Genomic DNA, 19,521 nt, shown 5'->3' on the forward strand with positions numbered 1-19,521 from the left:
AGAAGAGAGGGGCGCGGGACCGGGTGGCTGGTCTCGCGCCCTTTTTGCGGGCCGGGCGGGGGCGCCGCGCAGGCGACGCCCCGGCTTCGGCGGGGATCAGAGTTTGACCACCTGCTTGCCGGTATTGCCGCCCCGCAGCATCGAGAAGAAGGCGGCGGGGGTGTTTTCCAGCCCTTCGGCCACGTCTTCGAGATAGGCGATCTGGCCGGATTTCACCAAGGGCGTCACCTCGCGCAGGAAGTCGCCGAAACGGGCCACATGGTCGGTCTGCAACAGGCCCTGGATGGTCAGCCGTTTCACCAGCGCCATGCGCCAGATCTTTTGCAGCGGCATGGCGCCGGTCTCGTCGGTTTCGCCGGAATACCAGGCGATCATGCCGCAGACGATGATGCGGCCGTGCAGGTTCATCAGCGGCAGGGCGCCGCCGGTGACGGCGCCGCCGACATTCTCGAAATAGACGTCGATCCCGTCGGGGCAGGCCTCGGCCAGGGCTGTGCGCATGGCGCGGGCGTCGCCATGGGCGCGGTGGTCGATGGCGGCGTCAAAGCCGAACCGCTCGGTCAGCAGGGCCTGTTTCTGCGCCCCGCCAGCGATGCCCACGGCGCGCAGCCCCTTCAGCCGGGCCAGCTGACCCACCATCGAGCCCACGGGGCCGGTGGCGGCGGCCACCGCCAGGGTCTCGCCCGCCTTCAGCTTGCCGTAGGCCTCGAGCCCGGACCAGGCAGTGAAGCCGGGCATCCCCAGCACGCCAAGGGCGGTCGAGGGGGGCAGATCGGGGTCAAGCTTGCGGCAGGCCTTGGCGGGCAGCACCCCATGGCTGGCCCAGCCGAACATGCCGAAGACCAGATCGCCCGGCGCGAATCTGTCGCTGCGGCTTTCCAGCACCCGGCCCACGGCGCCGCCACCCATGGTCTGGTCCAGCTCTTGCGGGGCGGTATAGCTGGCCACGTCATCCATGCGGCCGCGCATGTAGGGGTCCAGCGACAGATGGGTCACCTGCACCAGGATCTCGCCCTCGGCGGGCTGGGGCAGGGGCACCTCTTCCAGGCGGAAATCCTCGGCCACCGGGAAGCCATTGGGGCGGCGGGCCTGAACGATCCGTTTCATCATCTCGGTCATCTTGAAATCCTTTCTTTGCAGCACAGGTTAAGCCCTCTGCCGGGCAGGGCAACCCGCAATGCGGAAATGTTTTCCGCAAGTGGCGCGGGGCGGCGGAAAGCCCCGATGGACAGTCCCCGCCCGGCTGGCGTAAAGAGGCCCGATCATGGCGAAGAAACCAGACAACCCGAATTACAAGGTCATCGCGGAGAACCGCCGCGCACGCTTCGATTACGCGATCGAGGACGATCTGGAATGCGGGATCCAGTTGCAGGGGTCCGAGGTGAAAAGCCTGCGCACCGGCCAGTCCAACATCGCGGAAAGCTATGCGGCGGTCGAGGATGGCGAGCTGTGGCTGGTCAATTCCTACATTGCCCCCTACGAGCAGGCGATGTTCGGTCACGAGGACCGGCGTCGGCGCAAGTTGCTGGTTTCCAAGAAGGAATTGGCCAACCTGTGGAAATCGACGCAGCGCGAGGGGATGACCCTGGTGCCGTTGGTCCTGTACTTCAACCATCGCGGCATGGCGAAGGTGAAGATCGGCATCGCCAAGGGCAAGAAGAACCACGACAAGCGCGCCACCGAGGCCAAGCGCGACTGGAACCGCCAGAAGCAGCGGCTGCTGAAGGAACAGCACTAAGGCCCGCGCGGGGCTTTTCCTTGCCTTGTGCGGGCAGGGGGGCTAGGGAATCGGCGGTTTTCATCGGAGAGGCGCATCATGCAGGACGACCCGCGGATACTGGTTTCCACCGACTGGCTGGCCCAACACCTGAAGGATCCCGATCTGCGGATCCTGGATGCCAGCCTGTTCCTGCCCGGCACCGACCGCGACGCCCGGGCCGAATATGACGCCGTGCATATTCCCGGCGCCCGCTTCTTTGACATCGACGAGATCAGCGACCAGCGTTCCGAGCTGCCGCATATGGTGCCCACGGTGGAAAAGTTCATGTCGCGGATGCGCGCCATGGGCGTGGGCGATGGCCACCAGGTGGTGGTCTATGACAGCCAGGGCCTGTTTTCCGCCGCCCGCGTCTGGTGGACCTTCCGCCTGATGGGCCAGTTCGACATCGCCGTGCTGGACGGTGGCCTGCCCAAATGGCTGGCCGAGGGCCGCGAGGTCGAGGACATGGATCCGGTGATCCGCGACCGCCACATGACCGTGCGCCGCCAGAACCAGATGGTGAAGGACGTGACCCAGGTCAGCGCCGCCGCCAAGCTGGGCGATACCGAGATCGTCGATGCCCGCGCCGCCGAGCGGTTCCGCGGCGAGGTGGCCGAACCGCGCCCGGGCCTCCGCTCGGGGCATATCCCGGGGGCCAAGAACGTCCCCTATACGTCCCTGTTGAACGACGACAAGACGATGAAGGATCCCGCCGGGATCCGCGCCACCTTCGAGGCGGCAGGCGTCGATCTGAAAAAGCCGGTGATCGCCAGCTGCGGCTCGGGCGTCACCGCCTGCGTGCTGGCCCTGGCGCTGGAACGGATCGGCAAGACGGACCATGCAGTTTACGACGGCTCCTGGACAGAATGGGGGGCCTTCCCCACCCTGCCCGTTGCCACTGGAGAGTGAGAGAATGTTCGAGAACCTCAAGGAACAACCCGCCGACAAGATCCTGATGCTGATGGAGATGTACCGGGCCGACCCGCGCGAGCAGAAGGTCGATCTGGGCGTCGGTGTCTACAAGAACGCCCAGGGCGTGACCCCGGTGATGCGCGCGGTGAAGGCCGCCGAGAAACGTATCTGGGAAGAGCAGACCTCGAAAAGCTACACCGGCCTGGCCGGTGAGCCGCTGTTCATCGAGGCGATCCGCAAGCTGGTCCTGGCCGACGCCGTGGCGCCCGAGCAGGTGGCGGGTGTCACCACCCCCGGCGGCACCGGCGCCGTGCGCCAGGCCTTCGAGATGATCAAGATGGCCAACCCCGGCGCCCGCGTCTTCGTCTCGAACCCGACCTGGCCGAACCATATCTCGATCCTGAACTATCTCGGCATCGAGACCGTGCCCTACCGCTATTTCGACAGCACCACCGGCGGTATCGACTTCGCCGGGATGATCGAGGACCTGCAAGGGGCACGCCCCGGTGACGTGGTCCTGCTGCACGGCTGCTGCCACAACCCGACCGGCGCCAACCTGACCCTGGATCAGTGGAAGGACGTGGTCGAGGCGCTGAATGCCGCCCAGGCCCTGCCGATGATCGACATCGCCTACCAGGGCTTCGGCGACGGCCTGGACGAGGACGCCGCCGCGACCCGTTACGTGGCCGCCAACGTGCCCGAACTGCTGATCGCCGCCTCCTGCTCGAAGAACTTCGGCATCTACCGCGAGCGGACCGGCCTGCTGATGGCCGTGGCCAAGGATGCGGGCAAGACCAAGGTCAACCAGGGCACCCTGGCCTATCTGAACCGTCAGAACTATTCCTTCCCGCCGGACCACGGCGCGCGTATCGTCGCCACCATCCTGCATGACGACGAGTTGACGGCGATGTGGAAGGAAGAGCTGGAAGAGGTGCGCCTGGGGATGCTGGGCCTGCGCGAACAGCTGGCCGCCGAACTGGCCCGCCTGACCAACTCCGACCGCTTCGCCTTCCTGGCCCAGCACCGGGGCATGTTCTCGCGCCTGGGCTGCTCGGCCGAGCTGGTCGAGAAGATGCGCAATGACAGCGGCATCTACATGGTCGGGGACAGCCGGATGAACATTGCCGGTCTGAACACCGAGACGGTGCCGGTCCTGGCCAAGGCCATTGTCGACGCGGGCGTTTGATCGCGCACGAAAAGCGCTTTGGATCCGCGCCATTGTGCGCGGATCCGCAGGTGCCTGTGGGCCAGTGGCGTTGACCGGGGCGCCGCGCTGACCGACCTTTCTTCTGCAATCGCGGAGGAGACACGTCATGCGCAAGCTTCAGGTTCAGGGGGTGCACCATATCACCCTTACCGGTGCCGACCGGCAGACCAGCATTGATTTCTGGGAAGGCGTCCTGGGGATGCCCTTCGTCTTCGATCAGCCCAATCTGGACGACCCGAACCAGGGGCATCTCTATTTCGATCCCGGCGACGGGCGGCTGATCACCATCTTCACCAACGAAGACCGCAAACCGGTCCATGAGCGCACGCCGATGGACCCGGGCTGTGTGCATCACCTGGCCTTCAACGTCTCTGCGGCCACCTTTGCCCAGACCCTCACGCGGCTGGACGAACGCGGGATCAAGCATTCCGGGGTGAAGGATCGCGGTTTCATGGATTCGATCTATTTCAAGGATCCGCTGGGCCTGCTGATCGAATTGGCCAGCTACAAGTTCTTCCCGCCCGAGGGCGCCACCCATGCGGATGTCCTGCTGGAGGCGCACAAAATCCGCGTCGCCCGTGGCGATTACAACATCGCCGAAGAGCATCTGGCCGATGCGATCGAACAGATCGTCGAACGCCGCACCGGCACCCTGTCGGACAGCCGCGCCGCCGCCGATCCCTACCGCCGCTAGGGGCGCGCCCAGCTGGCCGGATCCAGGGCAAAGAACTGCGTCAGCTGGTCGTAGACCTCGGGCGCATGGGTCTGCACATGGTGCGGGGTCTCGAAGAAGGCCTCGACCGCCACGGCAAAGAACTCCTGCGGGCCCTCGGCGCCGTAGGGGTCGAACAGCGTCTGGCGGTGGTTCTCGACCCGGTAGACATGCTGCGCATAGGCCTGGTCGAAGACATGGCGCCACTCGGCGCGGCTTTGTCCCGGGGCCAGGTCGGGCATCCCGTCGGTGGCCCCCGACAGATCGTCCAGCTGATGGGCGAACTCATGAAAGACCACGTTATGGCCGTCATGGGCCAGCTCGGCGCCGTGCTGCGCATCGGCCCAGGACAGGACGACCGGCCCCTGGGCCCAGCTTTCGCCGCTGCGCACGGTCTCGCGTTCGGTCACCACGTAGCCGTCATGCTCCTTCAGCCGCGAGCGGAAGGCGTCAGGGTAGACCAGCACGCTGCGCAGGGTCTCGTACCAGGCGCCGGAATTGGCGATCAGCAGGCAGGCCTGGGCGGCGATCGACAGGCGCATTTCCTCCGTCACCTCCAGCCCGTTGCAGCCGGTGAATTCGACCTGATCCAGGAAATCGGTGATCCGCGCCTCGAAGGTGGGCCGCAGCGCCTCGGGCAGGGCGCGCGACAGGGGCACCTCGGCGGCGACGATGGCCCGCTGCGCGGCACTCAGCCCCGCCGCCCGCCGCGCCTGCCGCGCGCGGCGGCGCAGGGCAAGCACCCCCAGAAGGGCCGCGACAATCAGCAGGACGACAAGCAGGAACTGGATCATGGGGCCCTCGCAAAGATCTGGACCCTACCTAGTCATCGCCCCGGGGAAAGCAACGCCAGGGCCGGGGCGCCACCCCCGCTCTTTCACTGGGCCAAAAATACTCAAACGCTACAGCCGCCCGCGGGCGCGCCCGCGCAGAAAGGGGCGCGAACGCAAAAGGCCGCCCCGAAGGACGGCCCCTGCATCTCCTAGCGCGCCGTCAGGCGGCGGCGGTCTCGTAAAGGCCCGCGTGACGCATGGCGGCGCGGATCTTTTCCTTCACCGGCTCGGTCGGCTCCAGCAGGGGCAGGCGCACCTCGGGGCTGCACAGGCCCAGTTCCGACATGGCGAACTTGGCGCCCGACACGCCCGGCTCCAGGAAGATCGCCTCGTGCAGCGGCAGCAGCAGATCCTGGTATTCCAGCGCCTTGGCATAGTCGCCCGCCAGGGTCGCGGCCTGCATTTCGGCGCTCAGCTTCGGCGCCACATTGGCGGTGACCGAGATGCAGCCCACGCCGCCCATGGCGTTGAAGCCCACGGCGGTGGCATCCTCGCCCGACAGCTGGCAGAAATCGGCCCCGCAGAGCATCCGGGTAAAGGCCACCCGGTCCAGCTTGCCGGTGGCGTCCTTGACGCCGATGATGCGCGGCAGGCGGGCCAGCTCGGCCATGGTGGCGGGGGTCATGTCGATCACCGACCGGCCGGGGATGTTGTAGATCACGATCGGCAGCTCGGCGGCGTCATGCATCGCGGTGTAGTGCGCGATCAGCCCGGCCTGGGTCGGCTTGTTGTAATAGGGGGTCACCACAAGGGCGGCATCGGCGCCCACTTCGGCGGCGTGACGGATCAGGCGCACGCCCTCGGCGGTGTTGTTGGCGCCCGCCCCCGCGATCACCGGAATCCGGCCGGCGGCGTATTTCACCACCTCTTCCACCACGATCTCGTGCTCGCGCAGCGACAGGGTGGGCGATTCGCCGGTGGTGCCCACGGGCACCAGCCCGTTCGAGCCCTGCGCCACATGCCAGTCGACCAGCTTCTTGAGCGTCACCAGATCCAGCTCGCCGTCCTTGAACGGCGTGACCAGGGCAGGGATGGACCCTTTGAACATGACACGCTCCTTCTACATCGTGACGGGTGGCGGAAAACCGCGCGGACCCGGGGGTGAAACCGTCCTGCCGGATATGTGAGTTGAGAGGCGGGGACGGCGCATTATCGTCGACGTCGCATACCTTCGGATTGGGGCCAAAACAAGTGAGAGTGACAGGTTTTCGGGCGGTTTTCGCCCTGTGCACGGCGCTTCTGGCGCCCTTCGGCGCCGCGGCGACGACCGCCGAACCGGCGCGCGAGGGGCCCGCGCGGATCGCGCCCAGACCTCTGGCCTGGGCGTTTCAGGCCATTGCCCGGGGAGATTGGGACCGCGCCGCCCAGGTGGCGGGCCGCGACGGCCCCCTGGCGCAGGAGATCGTCGAATGGGCCCGGCTGCGCGCCGGACAGGGCAGCGCCTCGGACCTGCTGGTCTTCCTGGCCGCCCATCCCGATTGGCCGGGGCTGGCGCTGATGCGGCGGGTGAACGAGGGCGCCTTTGCCAGCGCCACGCCGGAACAGGTGCGCGCCTTCTTCGACGGTCAGCCCGCCCAGACCGCCGAGGGGGCGCTGATCCACGCCCGCGCCCTGGCGCAGGCGGGCGAGACCGCCGCCGCCCAGGCCGAGGCGATCCGCGCCTGGCGCGAGATGCCCATGTCCGAGGGGCTGGAGGCGCGTTTCCTCGACAGTTTCGGCCCCGCCCTGGCGCGCCATCACGCCGAGCGGGCCGAGGCGATGTTCTGGGCCGGGGCCGCCGATGATCAAAAGCGCATGGCCGCCCGCCTGCCCGCCGACCTGGCCGCCCTGTCAGAGGCGCGCCGCCTGGCCCGCGCCGGAGCCGAGGAGGCGGACAAGGCCATCGCCGATCTGCCCCGCGCGGCCCGCGCCGATCCGGGCCTGGCCTATGCCCGCTTCCGCGCCCATCTGGCCGCCGGGCGCGAGGCCGAGGCGCGCGAGATCCTGCTGGCGCAAAGCGAGATCCCCGGCGGGTTGGGCCAGGCCGAGCTCTGGGGCCCCGAACGCCGCCTCTGGGCGCGGCTGACGCTGTTTGACGATGACAAACCCGAAGAGGCCTATGTGCTGGCCGCCCACCACCAGCTGTCGCAGGGGGGCACCTTCGCCGATCTGGAATGGCTGGCGGGCTATATCGCGCTGAACTGGCTGGACGATCCGGCCACTGCGCTGACCCATTTCAGCGCGCTGGAAAAGGGGGTCGAAGGCTCGATCTCGCTGGGCCGCGCCTGGTACTGGATCGGCCGCGCTCGCGAGGCCATGGGCGACAGCGATCTGGCCCAGACCGCCTATGAGGCGGGCGCCCAGCATCAGACCACCTTCTACGGCCTGCTGTCGGCGGAAAAGGCCGGCCTTCCCTTCGACGCCACCCTTGCGGGGTCCGAAGCCCTGCCCGACTGGCAGGGCAGCGCCGTCGAGGGGGCCGAGCTGCGCCGCGCCGCCATGCTGCTGACCGCCTCGGGCCAGCCGGTGACCGGCGAGATCTTCCTGATGCACTGGGCCGAAAGCCTGGATCCCGGCGACCTGGCCCGCCTGGCGGCGCTGCTGGAGGCGCGCGGCGAGGCCCATCTGGCGGTGCGTCTGGGCAAGCTGGCGGCGCAGGAAAACGTCATCCTGCCGCGCGCCTATTATCCGCTGCATCCGCTGGCCGAAATGCCCCTGCCGATCGCGCCCGAGATGTCCCTGGCCATCGCCCGCCGCGAAAGCGAGTTCGACCCTGGCGTGCGCTCTCCCGTGGGCGCGGCGGGGCTGATGCAGCTGATGCCGGGCACCGCCACCCATGTGGCCAACGGGCTAGAGATCGACCACGATCCCGCCTGGCTGACCGAGGACTGGCGCCACAACGCCACCCTGGGCGGCGCCTATCTGGCCGAGCTGGGCGGCGAGTTCTGGGGCAATGTGGTGCTGATGTCGATCGGCTATAACGCCGGGCCGCATCGCGCCCGCGCCTGGATCAAGGACTACGGCGACCCGCGCGACCCGGATATCGACATCGTCGACTGGATCGAGACGATCCCCTACCGCGAAACCCGCAACTACGTGCAGCGGGTGGCCGAAAGCCTGCCGGTCTATCGCGCCCGGCTGGGTCTGGATCCGCTGCCGATCCCCTTCACCGCCGAGCTTCAGGGCTCAACCCTGATGCCGCTCGCGCCACAGGGTGAATAGGCCCGCGGCAATGACGATCACCGCGCCGATGGCGACATTGGGGCGGATCGTCTCGCCGAAGACCGGAATGGCGATCAGCGCGCCAAAGCCCAGCTGGAAATAGGCGAAGGGCTGCACCGCGCTGGCCTCGGCCAGTTCGTAGACCCGGATCAGCAGGTAATGCCCGAAGGCCCCGGTGACACAAAGGACCGCCATCCAGCCCCAGTCGGGGGCCGTCATCGGTTCCCAGAACCAGACGCCCAGCAGGGTCATCACGACCGCGCCGACCCAGCCGGTCCAGAAGAACGAGGTGGCCGAGCTGTCGCGCCGCGCCACATAGCGGTTCAGCAGGCTGTAGGTGGCGAACATGCCGGCGGCGATCAGCGGCAGGATGGCGGCGGGGGCAAAGACCGACATCCCTGGTTGCAGGATCACCATCACGCCGACGAAGCCCAGGCCGATGGCCGACCAGCGCCGCCAGCCCACCTTTTCGCCCAGCACCGGCCCCGAGAGGGCGGCGATCAGCAGCGGGTAGCAGATAAAGACGGCCTGGGTCTCGATCAGGCCCAGATGGGTGAAGGCCACCACCATGACGCAGACCTCCAGCGCCAGCAGCACGCCCCGGAAGGCCTGAAGACAGGGTTGCGTCGTGGCGGCGGCGGCGCGGATGCCACCGGCCTTGCGCGTGGCCACCCCGATGACGAAGGCGGCGAAGAACCAATAGCGGATCATCACCACCATCCAGGTGTTGTAGGTGCCCGCCAGATGCCGCGACAGGGCATCCTGGCTGGCAAAGATCAGGGTGGTCAGGATCATCAGCCAGATGCCAAGGCGGGTGTTCTGGGGCGTCATACCCGGCCCTCCGTCTCGGGTCGGATAGCGCGGGTCATATGCCGCTTGCGCCCATAGCCCGGGGCGCGCGTCACCTCGAACCCGGCGGCGGCCAGGGCACGGCGCACATGGCCCGCGGCGGTATAGGTCGCCGCCGTGCCGCCCGGGCGGGTGTGATCATGCACCGCCTGCATCAGATCCGCGCCCCAAAGCTCGGGGTTCTTGGCGGGCGCGAAGCCGTCGAGGAACCAGGCATCCGCCGCCCCGTCCCAGGCGGGCAGGGTGTCGCGGGCGTCGCCCTCGATCATGCGGAAGGCCAGGTCGGGCAGGTCGAAGGCACGGGCGCCCAGATGCGGGGCCAGTTCCCGGGTCAGGGGCGCGATCTCGGGAAAGGCCGCCTGGGCGCGGGCCATGTCGGCAGGCGCCATCGGGTAGGCCTCGAAGGTGGTGAAATGCAGCACCCCCGGCGCGCCCGCCTGGCGCCACAGCTGCCACACCGCCAGCAGGTTGAGCCCGGTGCCAAAGCCCAGTTCCGCCACGTGAAAGCCGTCGCGGAAGCGCTGCGGCAGGTCATTGCCCGCCAGGAAGACATGGCCGGTCTCGGCCAGCCCGTCACCGAGGCTGAAATAGGGGTCGTCGAAGCGGGTGGCGACGGGCACATCGCCCTCTTTCCACTCCAGCGCCGGGGCTTCGCTGGGTCTCTGGCCCTGCATGGGGCGATCCTCTAGGAAAGGGAAATCACGGGCAATTTGGAACGGAGGCCGGGGAATGGCAAGCGGTGGCGTGGATGTGACGGTGCGCGGCGCGGGGATCTTCGGCCTTAGCTGCGCCTGGGCCTGCGTGTCGCGCGGCGCGCGGGTGCGGGTGGTCGATCCCTTCGGGCCCGGCGCCGGGTCTTCGGGCGGGCTGGTCGGCGCCCTGGCGCCCCATGTGCCCGAGACCTGGAACGAGAAGAAGGCTTTCCAGCTGGACAGCCTGCTGATGGCCGAGGACTTCTGGGCCGAGGTCGAGGCCACGGGCGGCGTGACGGCGGGCTATGCCCGCTCTGGCCGGTTGCAGCCCCTGGCGGACGCGGGCGCGGTCGAGCTGGCGCGGGCGCGCGAGGGCACGGCGGCCCAGCTCTGGCAGGGCCGTGCCAGCTGGCAGGTGATCGCGGCCACAGGCGCCCCCTGGGAGCCGGTCAGCCCCTCGGGCTATCTGATCCACGACACGCTGACGGCCCGGATGCACCCGCGCCGCGCCTGCGCCGCCCTGGTGGCAGCTCTGCGTGCCCGTGGTGTCGAGGTGGGGACCGAGGCCCCCGACGCAGGGGCGGTGATCTGGGCCACCGGCGCGGCGGGCCTGGCAGAGTTGAGCGCCGAGGCCGGGCGCCAGGTCGGCGTGCCGATCAAGGGCCAGGCGGCGCTTTTGCGCCATGACGCCGGAGCGGTGCCGCAGATCTTTGCGGGCGGGGTGCATGTGGTGCCCCATGCGGATGGCACGGTGGCCGTGGGCTCGACCACAGAGCGGGAGTTCGAGGGCCTGGGCACCGATGCCCAGCTCGACGCGGTCATCGAGGCGGCCCGCGCCGCGGTGCCGGTGCTGCGCGCGGCGCCGGTGATCGAACGCTGGGCGGGCCTGCGCCCCCGCGCCCGGTCCCGCGCGCCGATGCTGGGCGCCTGGCCGGGGCGGGCGGGGCATTACATTGCCAATGGCGGCTTCAAGATCGGCTTCGGCATGGGGCCCAAGGTGGGGGCGGTGATGGCCGATCTGGTGCTGGAGGGCCGCGACACGATCCCCGAAGGCTTCCGCGCCGAGGCGCTGTTCTGACGCGCCGCCTCTTGGGAAAGTGGGAAGGGGGCTCTGCCCCCCTTGAGCCCTGGCGGGCTCAATTCCCCCCGGGATATTTTTGGCAAACGAGAAGAGAGGGGCGGGGCGCGGCAAAGCCCCGGGCGGTCCCCCGGCTGAAACGTCCGCCAACGAAAGCGCTGCGCCCGGTTGGTCTACGTCGCAGCCGGGGGGCGGTCGGGGCTTTCAGGTGCCAGCCCCTTGCGCTTCTCATTGCCAGAAATATCCCCGCCGGAGGCTTCGGCCCGGCACGGGCCGAAATCCCCCTCAGCCGCCTTGCCGGACGCGGAAGACGCCGGTGCCGGTGGCGGCGAGAACGCCGGTCTCGTCGCTGATCTTCGCCTCTGCGAAGAAGGTCCGCTTGCCGCCCCCCGTTCGGAAACCCTCGGCGATCAGCATCTTGCCCTGCATCTGGCCCAGAAAATTGACGCTGAGGTTCAGGGTCATCGCCAGCTGCTTGACCTCCGGATCGCCGGTATAGCAGCCGGCAAAGCCCATGGCGGTGTCGCACATCATCGAATGCACCCCGCCATGCAGGATGCCGTAGCGGTTCATCAGGAAGTCTTCCATCGGCAGTTCGAACCGCGCGTAACCCTCGCGCCAGTCGGTGATGTAAAAGCCGATATGGCGTTGCAGGGCGTAGGGGTCTTCGACGAGCTTCGGATCCATGTCCTCTCCCGGGTCTCTGGTCAGACGGTTTTCGCGGCCTCCAGGCCGGCGGCGGCGAAGCGGGGCACCAGCGCGCCCATCTGGCGGCCGCGTTCCGGGTTCGACGCGTTGCCGTCCAGCGCGCGCTTGTAGACACCCTGGATGATGCCAGCCATGCGGAAGAAGGTGAAGGCCAGGTAGAAGCCGAAGCCGTCGATTCCCGGCAGACCGGCGCGGGCGCAGTAGTCGGCGAGGAATTCCTCGTCCTCCATCAGCCCTGCCGCGCGGCGGTCCACGCCCGCCAGGCCACGTCCGTCCGGGCCCTGGGGCATGGACCATTGCATGATCACCGCGGCCACGTCCGCATAGGGGTGGCCGGTGGTGGACAGCTCCCAGTCCAGTACGGCGGCGATGCACGGGCGGTCGCGTTCGAACAGCATGTTGTCGATGCGGTAGTCCCCATGGACCAGGGTGCGCAGCCCGTCATCGGCGGGGATATTGGTGTCGAGCCAGGCCATCAACTCGTCCATCTCGGGGCGGGTCTCGGTCTCGGCGGCGCGGTACTGTTTCGTCCAGCGGTCGATCTGGCGACGGTAGTAGTTGCCTGCGGGGCCATAGTCATCCAGCCCGGTGGCTGTCAGGTCCACCCCGTGGATCGCGGCCAGCACCCGCGACATCTCGGCCTGGATCGGGCGCCGGTCGTCCTGGGACAGGTCGGGCAGGTCGGGCAGGTTGAAATGCCGCCCCTGGACCTCGTCCATCACGTAGAAGGCCGAGCCGATGACGCTGTCGTCCTCGCACAGCAGATGCATCTTCGCCACCGGCACATCCGTGTCGGCCAGGGCCTTTTGCACCCGAAACTCGCGATCCACCGCATGGGCGGATTTCAGCAGCACCCCCGGCGGCTTGCGGCGCAGCACGTAGTTCTTCGTCGGGGTGGTCAGCCGGAAGGTGGGGTTCGACTGGCCAACGGCGAATTTCTCGGCCGACAGCGGGCCGTCGAAGCCCGGCAGATGGGCTTTCAGCCAGGTTTCGACGGCGGCAAGGTCGAGGGTCTGGGTCGTCATCGGGGCCTCCTAGGAATAGGTCAGCAGCGGGTCGCCGGGGCTGGCGAGGAAGGGCGTCTCGTTGAAGCCGTTCAGGAAATGGCGGCGGGGCGAGAAGACGAAGCGGGCGACGGCGCAGTTGCGGGTCTGCAATTGCAGCTCGATCTGGGCCTGGCCGGGGGCGCCGAGGGTGGCGGCGATCATCTGGCTGATCGCGCCCCCGGAAGAGACGGCAAAGACCGTCTCGGCGCCGTCGCGCATCAGGTGGGCGCGGGCGGCCTCGACCCGGGCGGCGAAGTCGGCCCAGGGTTCGGGCGGGTTTTCCACCTCGTCCCGCTGCCACATCAGCACCGTGTCGCGCAGGGTGCGGAAATGGCTGCGGCGGTCGTCGTGCATATGTTCAGGCGCGCCGCCCCTGGCGAAACGCGCATCGAGCAGGGCCTTGAAGTCGAACTCCGACAGGCCGGGGTGCACCTCGGGGTCCGGCGCGCCCTCGATGCCCTCCAGCACGCCCGAAAGCGTGTCGCGCTGGCGTTTCAACCCGCCATGGGCCACCCTGTCGGGCCGGATGCCCTGGGCGGCGAACCAGTCGCCCAGGGCGCGGGACTGGGCATGGCCCACCTCCGACAGCACGTCGTAATCCGCCGCGCCGAAGGAGGCCTGACCATGCCGGATCAGGTAGAGCGTGCCCATCAGAGCACTTCGAAGAGGCCCGCCGCCCCCATGCCGCCGCCCACGCACATGGTGCAGACCACGTAACGGGCGCCGCGGCGCTTGCCCTCGATCAGGGCGTGGCCGACCATGCGGGCGCCGGACATGCCATAGGGGTGGCCCACGGAAATGGCGCCGCCGTTGACGTTCAGGATCTCTTCCGGGATGCCCAGAACGCGCGCCGAATGCAGCACCTGACAGGCGAAGGCCTCGTTCAGTTCCCACAGCCCGATGTCGTCCATCTTCAGCCCGTGGGCCTCCAGCAGCCTGGGCACCGCGTAGATCGGGCCGATGCCCATCTCGTCGGGGTCCAGACCGGCGGCCATGACGCCAATGTAGCGGCCCAGCGGTTGCAGCCCGCGCTTCTCGGCCTCTTTCGCCTCCATCAGCACCGAGGCGGAGGCGCCATCGGAGAGCTGCGAGGCATTGCCGGCGGTGATGAACTTGCCCTCTTTCACCTTCTGGCCGTCCTTGAAGACCGGCGCCAGGGATTGCAGCCCCTCCAGCGTGGTCGAGGGGCGGTTGCCCTCGTCCTTGGCCAGGGTCACCTCGTGGAAGGAGACCTCTTTCGTCTCCTTGTCCATGACGCCCATGGTGGCGGTCATCGGCACGATTTCATCGTCGAACTTGCCCGCCTCCTGGGCGGCGGCGGTGCGTTGCTGCGAGCGCAGGGAATAGGCGTCCTGGTCTTCGCGGGTGACGCCGTAGCGCTCGGCGACGATCTCGGCGGTTTCCAGCATGGACATGTAGATGTCGGGGCGGTGTTCCATGATCCAGGGATCGCGGGCGCGGTCGGTGCGCATGTTCTGGTTCTGCACCAGCGAGATCGATTCGACCCCGCCACCGATGGCGACCTGCATCCCGTCGGTGATGATCTGCTTGGCCGCCGTGGCGATGGCCATCATGCCCGAGGCGCACTGCCGGTCCATCGAGAAGCCCGCGACCGAGGTCGGCAGACCCGCCCGGATCACCGCCTGGCGGCCGATGTTGCCCCCGGTCGAGCCCTGCTGGATGGCGCAGCCGATGACGCAGTCCTGTACTTCGGACCCGTCCAGCCCGGCGCGGGCCACGGCGTGGCTGACGGCATGGCCGATCAGTTCCTGCGCCTGGGTGTTGTTGAAGGCACCGCGAAAGGCCTTGCCGATCGGGGTACGCGCGGTCGAGACGATGACGGCGTCACGCATGGGGGTCTCCTCCCTGAGACTGTGTTGGGGGACGCGGCCCGGGGGCCGCGCCAGGTGTTCTTCGGTTATTCGGGCAGGGCGATGCCGCGCAGCTTGGCCGCCATGGCGGCATATTTGCGCGTCTGGGCGAAGGCGCCCGGCATGACTTCCTGGCCCTCTTCGGCGCGGATCTCCTCCATCCGGGCGGCGATCGTGTCGGGGTCCAGCTCGTCGTCGGCAAAGGCGACGCCGGGGGTCTCGTAGATGCGGGTTTCGGTGAAACAGCCGCCGCCCGCGCCCAGGATCATCCGGCTGGGGGCGTCCTCGTGCAGCAGGGTCAGAAGGCCCGGGGTGATGGTCTCGGGGCGCAGCAGCTCCAGCACCTGTTCGGGCAGCAGGCCTTCGGTCATGCGGGTGGCCGCCGTGGGGGCCAGCAGGTTGGCGCGGATGTTGTACTTGGCCCCTTCCTGGGTCAGCACGTTCATCAGCCCGACCAGCGCCGCCTTGGCCGCGCCATAGTTCGACTGGCCGAAGTTGCCGTAAAGCCCCGAGGCCGAGGTGGTATAGACGATGCGCCCGTAATTCTGCGCACGGAAGTGATCCCACAGCGCCTTGGTCGGCACCACGGAGCCCATCAGGTGGACATCGACCACCTTGGCGAAATCGTCCAGCTCCATCTTGGTGAAGGTCTTGTCGCGCAGGATGCCCGCGTTGCAGACGAGGATATCGACCTTGCCCCATTGGGCCACGGCCTGATCGACCATGTCCTGCACCTGGGCGGCGTCGGTCACATTGGCGCCATGCGCCATGGCCTCGCCGCCCGCCGCGCGGATCTCTTCGACCACCGCCTGGGCCTCGGCCGAGCTTTGGCCGGTGCCGTCGGTGGCCACGCCCAGGTCGTTCACCACCACCTTGGCGCCGCGCGCGGCGAGGCCCAGGGCATGGCTGCGGCCCAGGCCCACGCCCGCGCCGGTGACGATGGCCACGCGGCCCGCAAAGGAAATGCTCATGATGTTTCTCCGAAATACCGCCGGCCCAGCCATTCGGCGACCAGCGCGGGTTTGTCCTGTCCCTCGATCTCGACCGTGACCTCGGTGGTGGTCTGGATCTCGCCCGGGCGGATCTCTTCGACCTTTTGCAGCACGAAACGGCCCCGGATGCGCGCGCCCGAGGGCACGGGCGAGACGAAGCGCATCCGGTTCATGCCGTAGTTCACCGCCATCCTGGTGCCGGTGATATTGGGCATCTGGTAGGTCATGGCCGAGAGCAGCGACATGGTGAGGAAGCCATGGGCAATGGTGCCGCCAAAGGGGCTGTCTGCGGCGCGGGCCGGGTCGGTGTGGATATACTGGTGATCCTCGGTGCAGTCGGCGAAGGCGTCGATGCGGGCCTGGGTGACCTCGATCCAGTCCGACACGCCCAGCTCTTGGCCGGTCAGGGCGGTGTACTCTTCCAGCGTAAGTTCGGTCATGCGTCCTCCAGGAAGGCAGCCTGTGCGGTGGCGACCTGCATCCCCCCGGACAGCGGGATCACCGCGCCCGAGACATAGCTGCCGCCGCGCCCGCAAAGGAATTGCAGCACGCCCGCTACGTCTTCCTCGCGACCCACGCGGCCTGCGGGGACGGTGGCGGCGGTCTTGCGGCGCCCCTCTTCGTGGCCGATGGCGAAGGCCATCATCTTGGACATGAAGGGGCCCGGCGCGATGGCGTTGACGGTGATGCCGCGCGGCGTCAGCTCATTGGCCAGGATGCGGGTCATGTGGTGCACCGCCGCCTTCGAGGTGGCGTAGGAATAGGCGCCCTGACCTTTCGGGATCTCGCCCATGACAGAGCCCACGTTGATGACGCGCGCCGGGTCGTCCGGCGTGCCTGCGGCCTCCAGCAGGGGCAGCAGGGCCTGGGTCAGCTGGAACATGCCGGTGACGTTCAGGTCCAGCACCTTGCCCCAGGCCTCGTGCGGGAACTCACCCAGGGGTGCCCCCCAAGTGCGGCCCGCGTTGTTCATCAGGATATGCAATTGGCCGGTGCGCGCGGCCACGGCCTCGGCCAGCGCCGCGATGCCTGCCTCGCTGCCCACGTCGCCCGCGAAACCCTCGGCGCTGCCCGGCAGGTCCAGCGCGTTCAGCTCTGCCGCCACGGCCTCGCAGGCCTCGCCCTTGCGCGAGGCGATCAGCACGCGGGCGCCTGCGGCCACCAGCCCCTCGGCGGCCATGCGGCCAATGCCCGTGGCGCCGCCGGTCACCAGCGCCACCTTGCCGGTCAGATCGTTCAGATCGGATGGTTTCAAGCTCATCAGAACCCCCTTGCGGCGGCGACACGCGCGGCGTGATAGCCGTAGTCGCCCAGCCATTCGGCGCCCACCCGGGCGCGTTTCATGTAGAACCCCATGTCGAACTCGTCCGTCATGCCGATGCCACCATGCATCTGCACGCCCTCGCTGACCGCCAGTTTCGCGGTCTGGGTGGCGCGGGCCTTGGCGACGGAAACGGCCAGATCGGCCTCGCCGGGCGCTTCGTCCAGCACCCGGCCCGCGTTGGCGACGGCCGAGGCGGTGACCTCGATCTCGCACCACAGATGCGCGGCGCGGTGTTGCAGGGCCTGGAAAGACCCGATGGTGCGGCCGAACTGGCGGCGTTCGCGCAGATAGGCGGCGGTCATGGCGAAGGCGCCAGAGGTCAGGCCTAGAAGCTCCGCCGACAGCCCCGCCTGACCGGCCCGCAGGGCGGGGGCCAGCACGGCCATGGCATTGTCGGCCTCGCCCAGCACATCCTCGCCCGTGGCCTCGACCGCGTCGAAGTCGATATTGGCATGATCGCGGCTGTCCACGGTGGCGCGGGCCGTGCGGGTGATCCCGGCGCGGCTGGCGTCCAGATCAAAGAGGGTCAGGCCCTCTGCCTCGCCCGGGGCGCCTGCGGTGCGGGCCAGCACCAGCACACGCTCGGCGCTGCCTCCATCGGCGACAAAGCATTTGCGCCCCGACAGGCGATAGCCGTTCCCGGCGCGGGTGGCCTGTAGGCCCGCCCGCTCGGGCGCGAATTTCGACGTCTCGTCGAGGGCCAGCGCATAGGTGGCGCCCTCGGCGATGCCCGCCAGCCGCGCGCTGCCCGCCGCGCGCAGGGCGGTGGCGGCAATCACGGCGGAGGACAGGAAGGGCGAGGCGGCCAGCACCTCTCCCATCTCCTCGGCCAGGATCCCGGCGGCGCGGTGGCCCATGTCGGACCCGCCTGCCGTTTCTGGCAGCAGCACACCGGCCCAGCCCATCTTCACCATCTCGGACCAGAGGGCGGGATCATAGGCCCGGCCCCCGTCGCGGTTGGCGCGCAGGGCGCTGACCGGGCTGGCCTCTGCCAGAAAGGCCCGGGCGCTGTCGCGCAGCATCACTTCGTCCCCGGAGGGCACAAGAGAAGCGGTCATCTTGGATCTCCTATTGGCTGGGCAGGTCGAGGACGCGTTTCGACAGGATGTCGAGCATCACTTCCGAGGTGCCGCCTTCGATCGAATTGGCCTTGGTGCGCAGCCATTCGGACGGCAGGGCGCCATGGGCCCCGTCCCAGTCCAGTCCGTCGCTGCCGGTGACGGACATCAGCAGTTCATAGCGGCGCTTGTTCAGCTCGGTGCCCGCGTATTTCAGCATGGCAGAGGCATGGCCGACGCCACCCTGTTTCGCCATGTCCTTGTAGCGGTCCAGGGTCATGGCGGTGGCCAGGCTGTCGACCTCCAATTCCATGGCACGGGTCCGCAGCACCGGGTCGGCCAGCACCTGATCGTCCAGGTCTTGCAGGAAGGCCCCCAGAGAGCGGGTGCCCAGCAGGCCCTGCGCGCCGCCGCCGATCATTTCGCGTTCGTGGGTCAGAAGATGCTTGGCCACGTCCCAGCCGCGGTTCAGCTCGCCCACGATGCGCGACAGGCCCGCCGGGTCTTCCTTCGGCACGACGACGTTGTCGAAGAAGGTCTCGCAGAAGGGCGAGGCGCCCGAGATCAGGCGGATGGGTTTGGTGGTGACGCCCGGGGCCGCCATGTCGATCAGCATGAACGAAATGCCGCGATGCTTGGGCGCCTCGCGGTCGGTGCGCACCAGGGCGAAGATCCAGTCGGCCTTGTCGGCATAGCTGGTCCAGATCTTCGAGCCGTTGACCAGCCAGTGGTCGCCCTTGTCCTCGGCCCGGGTCTGGACCGAGGCCAGGTCACTGCCCGCGCCCGGTTCGGAATAGCCCTGGCACCAGCGAATCTCTCCCCGGGTGATCTGCGGCAGGTAGTGCAGCTTCTGCTCGTGGGTGCCGAATTCCAGCAGGGCCGGGCCCAGCATCCAGAGGCCGAAGCTTTCCAGCGGCGTGGGGGCGTTCAGCCGTGCCAGTTCCTCGCGGTAGATCTTTTCCTGCTGCCGCGTCAGGCCCGCGCCGCCGTATTCGACCGGCCAGCGGGGCGCCGACAGGCCAGTGTCCGCCGCCGCCTGCATCCAGGCCTTCTGCGCGGGGCTGGAAAACTCGAACCGTTTCCCGCCCCAGCAGATCTCTTGATTCGTCCGGGGAACGTCCCGCAGCTCTGACGCGCAGTTCTGCTCGATCCATGAAGAAATATTGGCCCGGAAGACCTCCGGGTCGTCGCTGTGGTCCAGCATACCGTCCTCCCCAACGGTTATCTTTCGCATTGCAGAATAGAATTTCACACATTGCTTGACAAGCCGCCGCCGAGA

Annotated in this window: 20 protein-coding genes; 6 read left to right on the forward strand and 14 right to left on the reverse strand. The window is 68.4% G+C overall.

Features of this window, described 5'->3' with window-relative positions:
- Positions 1-96 precede the first annotated feature (96 nt).
- Positions 97-1,119: an NADP-dependent oxidoreductase gene (locus ACRARE_RS18205; protein ID WP_432657888.1), complete on the reverse strand. Its 1,023-nt coding sequence runs from the start codon at positions 1,117-1,119 to the stop codon at positions 97-99.
- Positions 1,120-1,264: 145 nt separating this feature from the next.
- Between ACRARE_RS18205 and smpB the strand changes: the two genes are divergently transcribed.
- The 4 genes from smpB to ACRARE_RS18225 all read left to right on the forward strand — a co-directional run bounded on the left by smpB (position 1,265) and on the right by ACRARE_RS18225 (position 4,572).
- Entirely contained in the window at positions 1,265-1,738 is a 474-nt protein-coding gene (gene smpB, locus ACRARE_RS18210; protein WP_432657889.1) for an SsrA-binding protein SmpB, read from the forward strand.
- 78 nt (positions 1,739-1,816) lie between these two features.
- Positions 1,817-2,668, forward strand: a complete 852-nt coding sequence (gene sseA, locus ACRARE_RS18215; RefSeq protein WP_432657890.1) for a 3-mercaptopyruvate sulfurtransferase — start codon at positions 1,817-1,819, stop codon at positions 2,666-2,668.
- Between the two features lie 4 nt (positions 2,669-2,672).
- A complete protein-coding gene (locus ACRARE_RS18220) occupies positions 2,673-3,857 on the forward strand; it encodes an amino acid aminotransferase (RefSeq protein ID WP_432657891.1) in 1,185 nt (394 codons plus the stop codon).
- 127 nt (positions 3,858-3,984) lie between these two features.
- Complete coding sequence (locus ACRARE_RS18225) at positions 3,985-4,572, forward strand: VOC family protein (RefSeq protein ID WP_432657892.1); 588 nt, start codon at positions 3,985-3,987, stop codon at positions 4,570-4,572.
- On the opposite strand, the gene ACRARE_RS18230 is transcribed toward ACRARE_RS18225, so the two are convergent.
- Complete coding sequence (locus tag ACRARE_RS18230) at positions 4,569-5,384, reverse strand: M90 family metallopeptidase (RefSeq protein ID WP_432657893.1); 816 nt, start codon at positions 5,382-5,384, stop codon at positions 4,569-4,571. The genes ACRARE_RS18225 and ACRARE_RS18230 overlap by 4 nt on opposite strands.
- Positions 5,385-5,583: 199 nt before the next feature.
- Entirely contained in the window at positions 5,584-6,471 is an 888-nt protein-coding gene (gene dapA, locus ACRARE_RS18235) for a 4-hydroxy-tetrahydrodipicolinate synthase (protein WP_432657894.1), read from the reverse strand.
- Positions 6,472-6,620: 149 nt separating this feature from the next.
- Here dapA and ACRARE_RS18240 point away from each other — a divergent pair, with 149 nt between their 5' ends.
- A complete protein-coding gene (locus ACRARE_RS18240; protein ID WP_432657895.1) occupies positions 6,621-8,624 on the forward strand; it encodes a lytic transglycosylase domain-containing protein in 2,004 nt (667 codons plus the stop codon).
- Here ACRARE_RS18240 and ACRARE_RS18245 read toward each other — a convergent pair.
- Positions 8,589-9,455: a DMT family transporter gene (locus ACRARE_RS18245; RefSeq protein ID WP_432657896.1), complete on the reverse strand. Its 867-nt coding sequence runs from the start codon at positions 9,453-9,455 to the stop codon at positions 8,589-8,591. The genes ACRARE_RS18240 and ACRARE_RS18245 overlap by 36 nt on opposite strands.
- Positions 9,452-10,147, reverse strand: a complete 696-nt coding sequence (gene mnmC2 / locus ACRARE_RS18250; RefSeq protein WP_432657897.1) for a tRNA (5-methylaminomethyl-2-thiouridine)(34)-methyltransferase MnmC2 — start codon at positions 10,145-10,147, stop codon at positions 9,452-9,454. Before mnmC2 ends, ACRARE_RS18245 begins: the two co-directional genes overlap by 4 nt.
- Positions 10,148-10,202: 55 nt before the next feature.
- Between mnmC2 and ACRARE_RS18255 the strand changes: the two genes are divergently transcribed.
- The gene (locus tag ACRARE_RS18255; protein ID WP_432657898.1) at positions 10,203-11,243 is read left to right on the forward strand and encodes an NAD(P)/FAD-dependent oxidoreductase; all 1,041 of its coding nucleotides are present in this window, start codon (positions 10,203-10,205) and stop codon (positions 11,241-11,243) included.
- 285 nt (positions 11,244-11,528) lie between these two features.
- On the opposite strand, the gene ACRARE_RS18260 is transcribed toward ACRARE_RS18255, so the two are convergent.
- From ACRARE_RS18260 to ACRARE_RS18300, 9 genes are all read right to left on the reverse strand, one after another.
- Positions 11,529-11,930: a PaaI family thioesterase gene (locus ACRARE_RS18260; protein WP_432657899.1), complete on the reverse strand. Its 402-nt coding sequence runs from the start codon at positions 11,928-11,930 to the stop codon at positions 11,529-11,531.
- Positions 11,931-11,950: 20 nt separating this feature from the next.
- Complete coding sequence (locus tag ACRARE_RS18265; protein ID WP_432657900.1) at positions 11,951-12,976, reverse strand: phosphotransferase; 1,026 nt, start codon at positions 12,974-12,976, stop codon at positions 11,951-11,953.
- A 9-nt stretch (positions 12,977-12,985) separates the two neighbouring features.
- Positions 12,986-13,648 carry a histidine phosphatase family protein gene (locus ACRARE_RS18270; RefSeq protein ID WP_432657901.1) on the reverse strand — a complete coding sequence of 221 codons (663 nt, stop codon included), beginning with the start codon at positions 13,646-13,648 and terminating at the stop codon, positions 12,986-12,988.
- The gene (locus tag ACRARE_RS18275; RefSeq protein ID WP_432657902.1) at positions 13,648-14,850 is read right to left on the reverse strand and encodes an acetyl-CoA C-acyltransferase; all 1,203 of its coding nucleotides are present in this window, start codon (positions 14,848-14,850) and stop codon (positions 13,648-13,650) included. Before ACRARE_RS18275 ends, ACRARE_RS18270 begins: the two co-directional genes overlap by 1 nt.
- 65 nt (positions 14,851-14,915) lie before the next feature.
- A complete protein-coding gene (locus tag ACRARE_RS18280; protein WP_432657903.1) occupies positions 14,916-15,839 on the reverse strand; it encodes an SDR family NAD(P)-dependent oxidoreductase in 924 nt (307 codons plus the stop codon).
- Positions 15,836-16,300, reverse strand: a complete 465-nt coding sequence (locus tag ACRARE_RS18285) for a MaoC family dehydratase (RefSeq protein ID WP_432657904.1) — start codon at positions 16,298-16,300, stop codon at positions 15,836-15,838. Before ACRARE_RS18285 ends, ACRARE_RS18280 begins: the two co-directional genes overlap by 4 nt.
- Positions 16,297-17,121 carry an SDR family NAD(P)-dependent oxidoreductase gene (locus ACRARE_RS18290; RefSeq protein ID WP_432657905.1) on the reverse strand — a complete coding sequence of 275 codons (825 nt, stop codon included), beginning with the start codon at positions 17,119-17,121 and terminating at the stop codon, positions 16,297-16,299. The genes ACRARE_RS18285 and ACRARE_RS18290 overlap by 4 nt, the downstream gene beginning before the upstream one ends.
- Positions 17,121-18,242, reverse strand: a complete 1,122-nt coding sequence (locus tag ACRARE_RS18295; protein WP_432657906.1) for an acyl-CoA dehydrogenase family protein — start codon at positions 18,240-18,242, stop codon at positions 17,121-17,123. Before ACRARE_RS18295 ends, ACRARE_RS18290 begins: the two co-directional genes overlap by 1 nt.
- 10 nt (positions 18,243-18,252) lie before the next feature.
- Complete coding sequence (locus ACRARE_RS18300) at positions 18,253-19,446, reverse strand: acyl-CoA dehydrogenase family protein (protein WP_432657907.1); 1,194 nt, start codon at positions 19,444-19,446, stop codon at positions 18,253-18,255.
- Positions 19,447-19,521: the final 75 nt, after the last annotated feature.

Source organism: Pseudooceanicola aquaeponti, assembly GCF_050897975.1.
GTDB lineage: Bacteria > Pseudomonadota > Alphaproteobacteria > Rhodobacterales > Rhodobacteraceae > Pseudooceanicola.

What these genes read in the sequence shown, in the direction of transcription:
- ACRARE_RS18205 (WP_432657888.1), bottom strand. Translation starts at nt 1,119, where the DNA reads ATGACCGAGATGATGAAACGGATCGTTCAGGCCCGCCGCCCCAATGGC.
- smpB (WP_432657889.1), top strand. Translation starts at nt 1,265, where the DNA reads ATGGCGAAGAAACCAGACAACCCGAATTACAAGGTCATCGCGGAGAAC.
- sseA (WP_432657890.1), top strand. Translation starts at nt 1,817, where the DNA reads ATGCAGGACGACCCGCGGATACTGGTTTCCACCGACTGGCTGGCCCAA.
- ACRARE_RS18220 (WP_432657891.1), top strand. Translation starts at nt 2,673, where the DNA reads ATGTTCGAGAACCTCAAGGAACAACCCGCCGACAAGATCCTGATGCTG.
- ACRARE_RS18225 (WP_432657892.1), top strand. Translation starts at nt 3,985, where the DNA reads ATGCGCAAGCTTCAGGTTCAGGGGGTGCACCATATCACCCTTACCGGT.
- ACRARE_RS18230 (WP_432657893.1), bottom strand. Translation starts at nt 5,384, where the DNA reads ATGATCCAGTTCCTGCTTGTCGTCCTGCTGATTGTCGCGGCCCTTCTG.
- dapA (WP_432657894.1), bottom strand. Translation starts at nt 6,471, where the DNA reads ATGTTCAAAGGGTCCATCCCTGCCCTGGTCACGCCGTTCAAGGACGGC.
- ACRARE_RS18245 (WP_432657896.1), bottom strand. Translation starts at nt 9,455, where the DNA reads ATGACGCCCCAGAACACCCGCCTTGGCATCTGGCTGATGATCCTGACC.
- mnmC2 (WP_432657897.1), bottom strand. Translation starts at nt 10,147, where the DNA reads ATGCAGGGCCAGAGACCCAGCGAAGCCCCGGCGCTGGAGTGGAAAGAG.
- ACRARE_RS18255 (WP_432657898.1), top strand. Translation starts at nt 10,203, where the DNA reads ATGGCAAGCGGTGGCGTGGATGTGACGGTGCGCGGCGCGGGGATCTTC.
- ACRARE_RS18260 (WP_432657899.1), bottom strand. Translation starts at nt 11,930, where the DNA reads ATGGATCCGAAGCTCGTCGAAGACCCCTACGCCCTGCAACGCCATATC.
- ACRARE_RS18265 (WP_432657900.1), bottom strand. Translation starts at nt 12,976, where the DNA reads ATGACGACCCAGACCCTCGACCTTGCCGCCGTCGAAACCTGGCTGAAA.
- ACRARE_RS18270 (WP_432657901.1), bottom strand. Translation starts at nt 13,648, where the DNA reads ATGGGCACGCTCTACCTGATCCGGCATGGTCAGGCCTCCTTCGGCGCG.
- ACRARE_RS18275 (WP_432657902.1), bottom strand. Translation starts at nt 14,850, where the DNA reads ATGCGTGACGCCGTCATCGTCTCGACCGCGCGTACCCCGATCGGCAAG.
- ACRARE_RS18280 (WP_432657903.1), bottom strand. Translation starts at nt 15,839, where the DNA reads ATGAGCATTTCCTTTGCGGGCCGCGTGGCCATCGTCACCGGCGCGGGC.
- ACRARE_RS18285 (WP_432657904.1), bottom strand. Translation starts at nt 16,300, where the DNA reads ATGACCGAACTTACGCTGGAAGAGTACACCGCCCTGACCGGCCAAGAG.
- ACRARE_RS18290 (WP_432657905.1), bottom strand. Translation starts at nt 17,121, where the DNA reads ATGAGCTTGAAACCATCCGATCTGAACGATCTGACCGGCAAGGTGGCG.
- ACRARE_RS18295 (WP_432657906.1), bottom strand. Translation starts at nt 18,242, where the DNA reads ATGACCGCTTCTCTTGTGCCCTCCGGGGACGAAGTGATGCTGCGCGAC.
- ACRARE_RS18300 (WP_432657907.1), bottom strand. Translation starts at nt 19,446, where the DNA reads ATGCTGGACCACAGCGACGACCCGGAGGTCTTCCGGGCCAATATTTCT.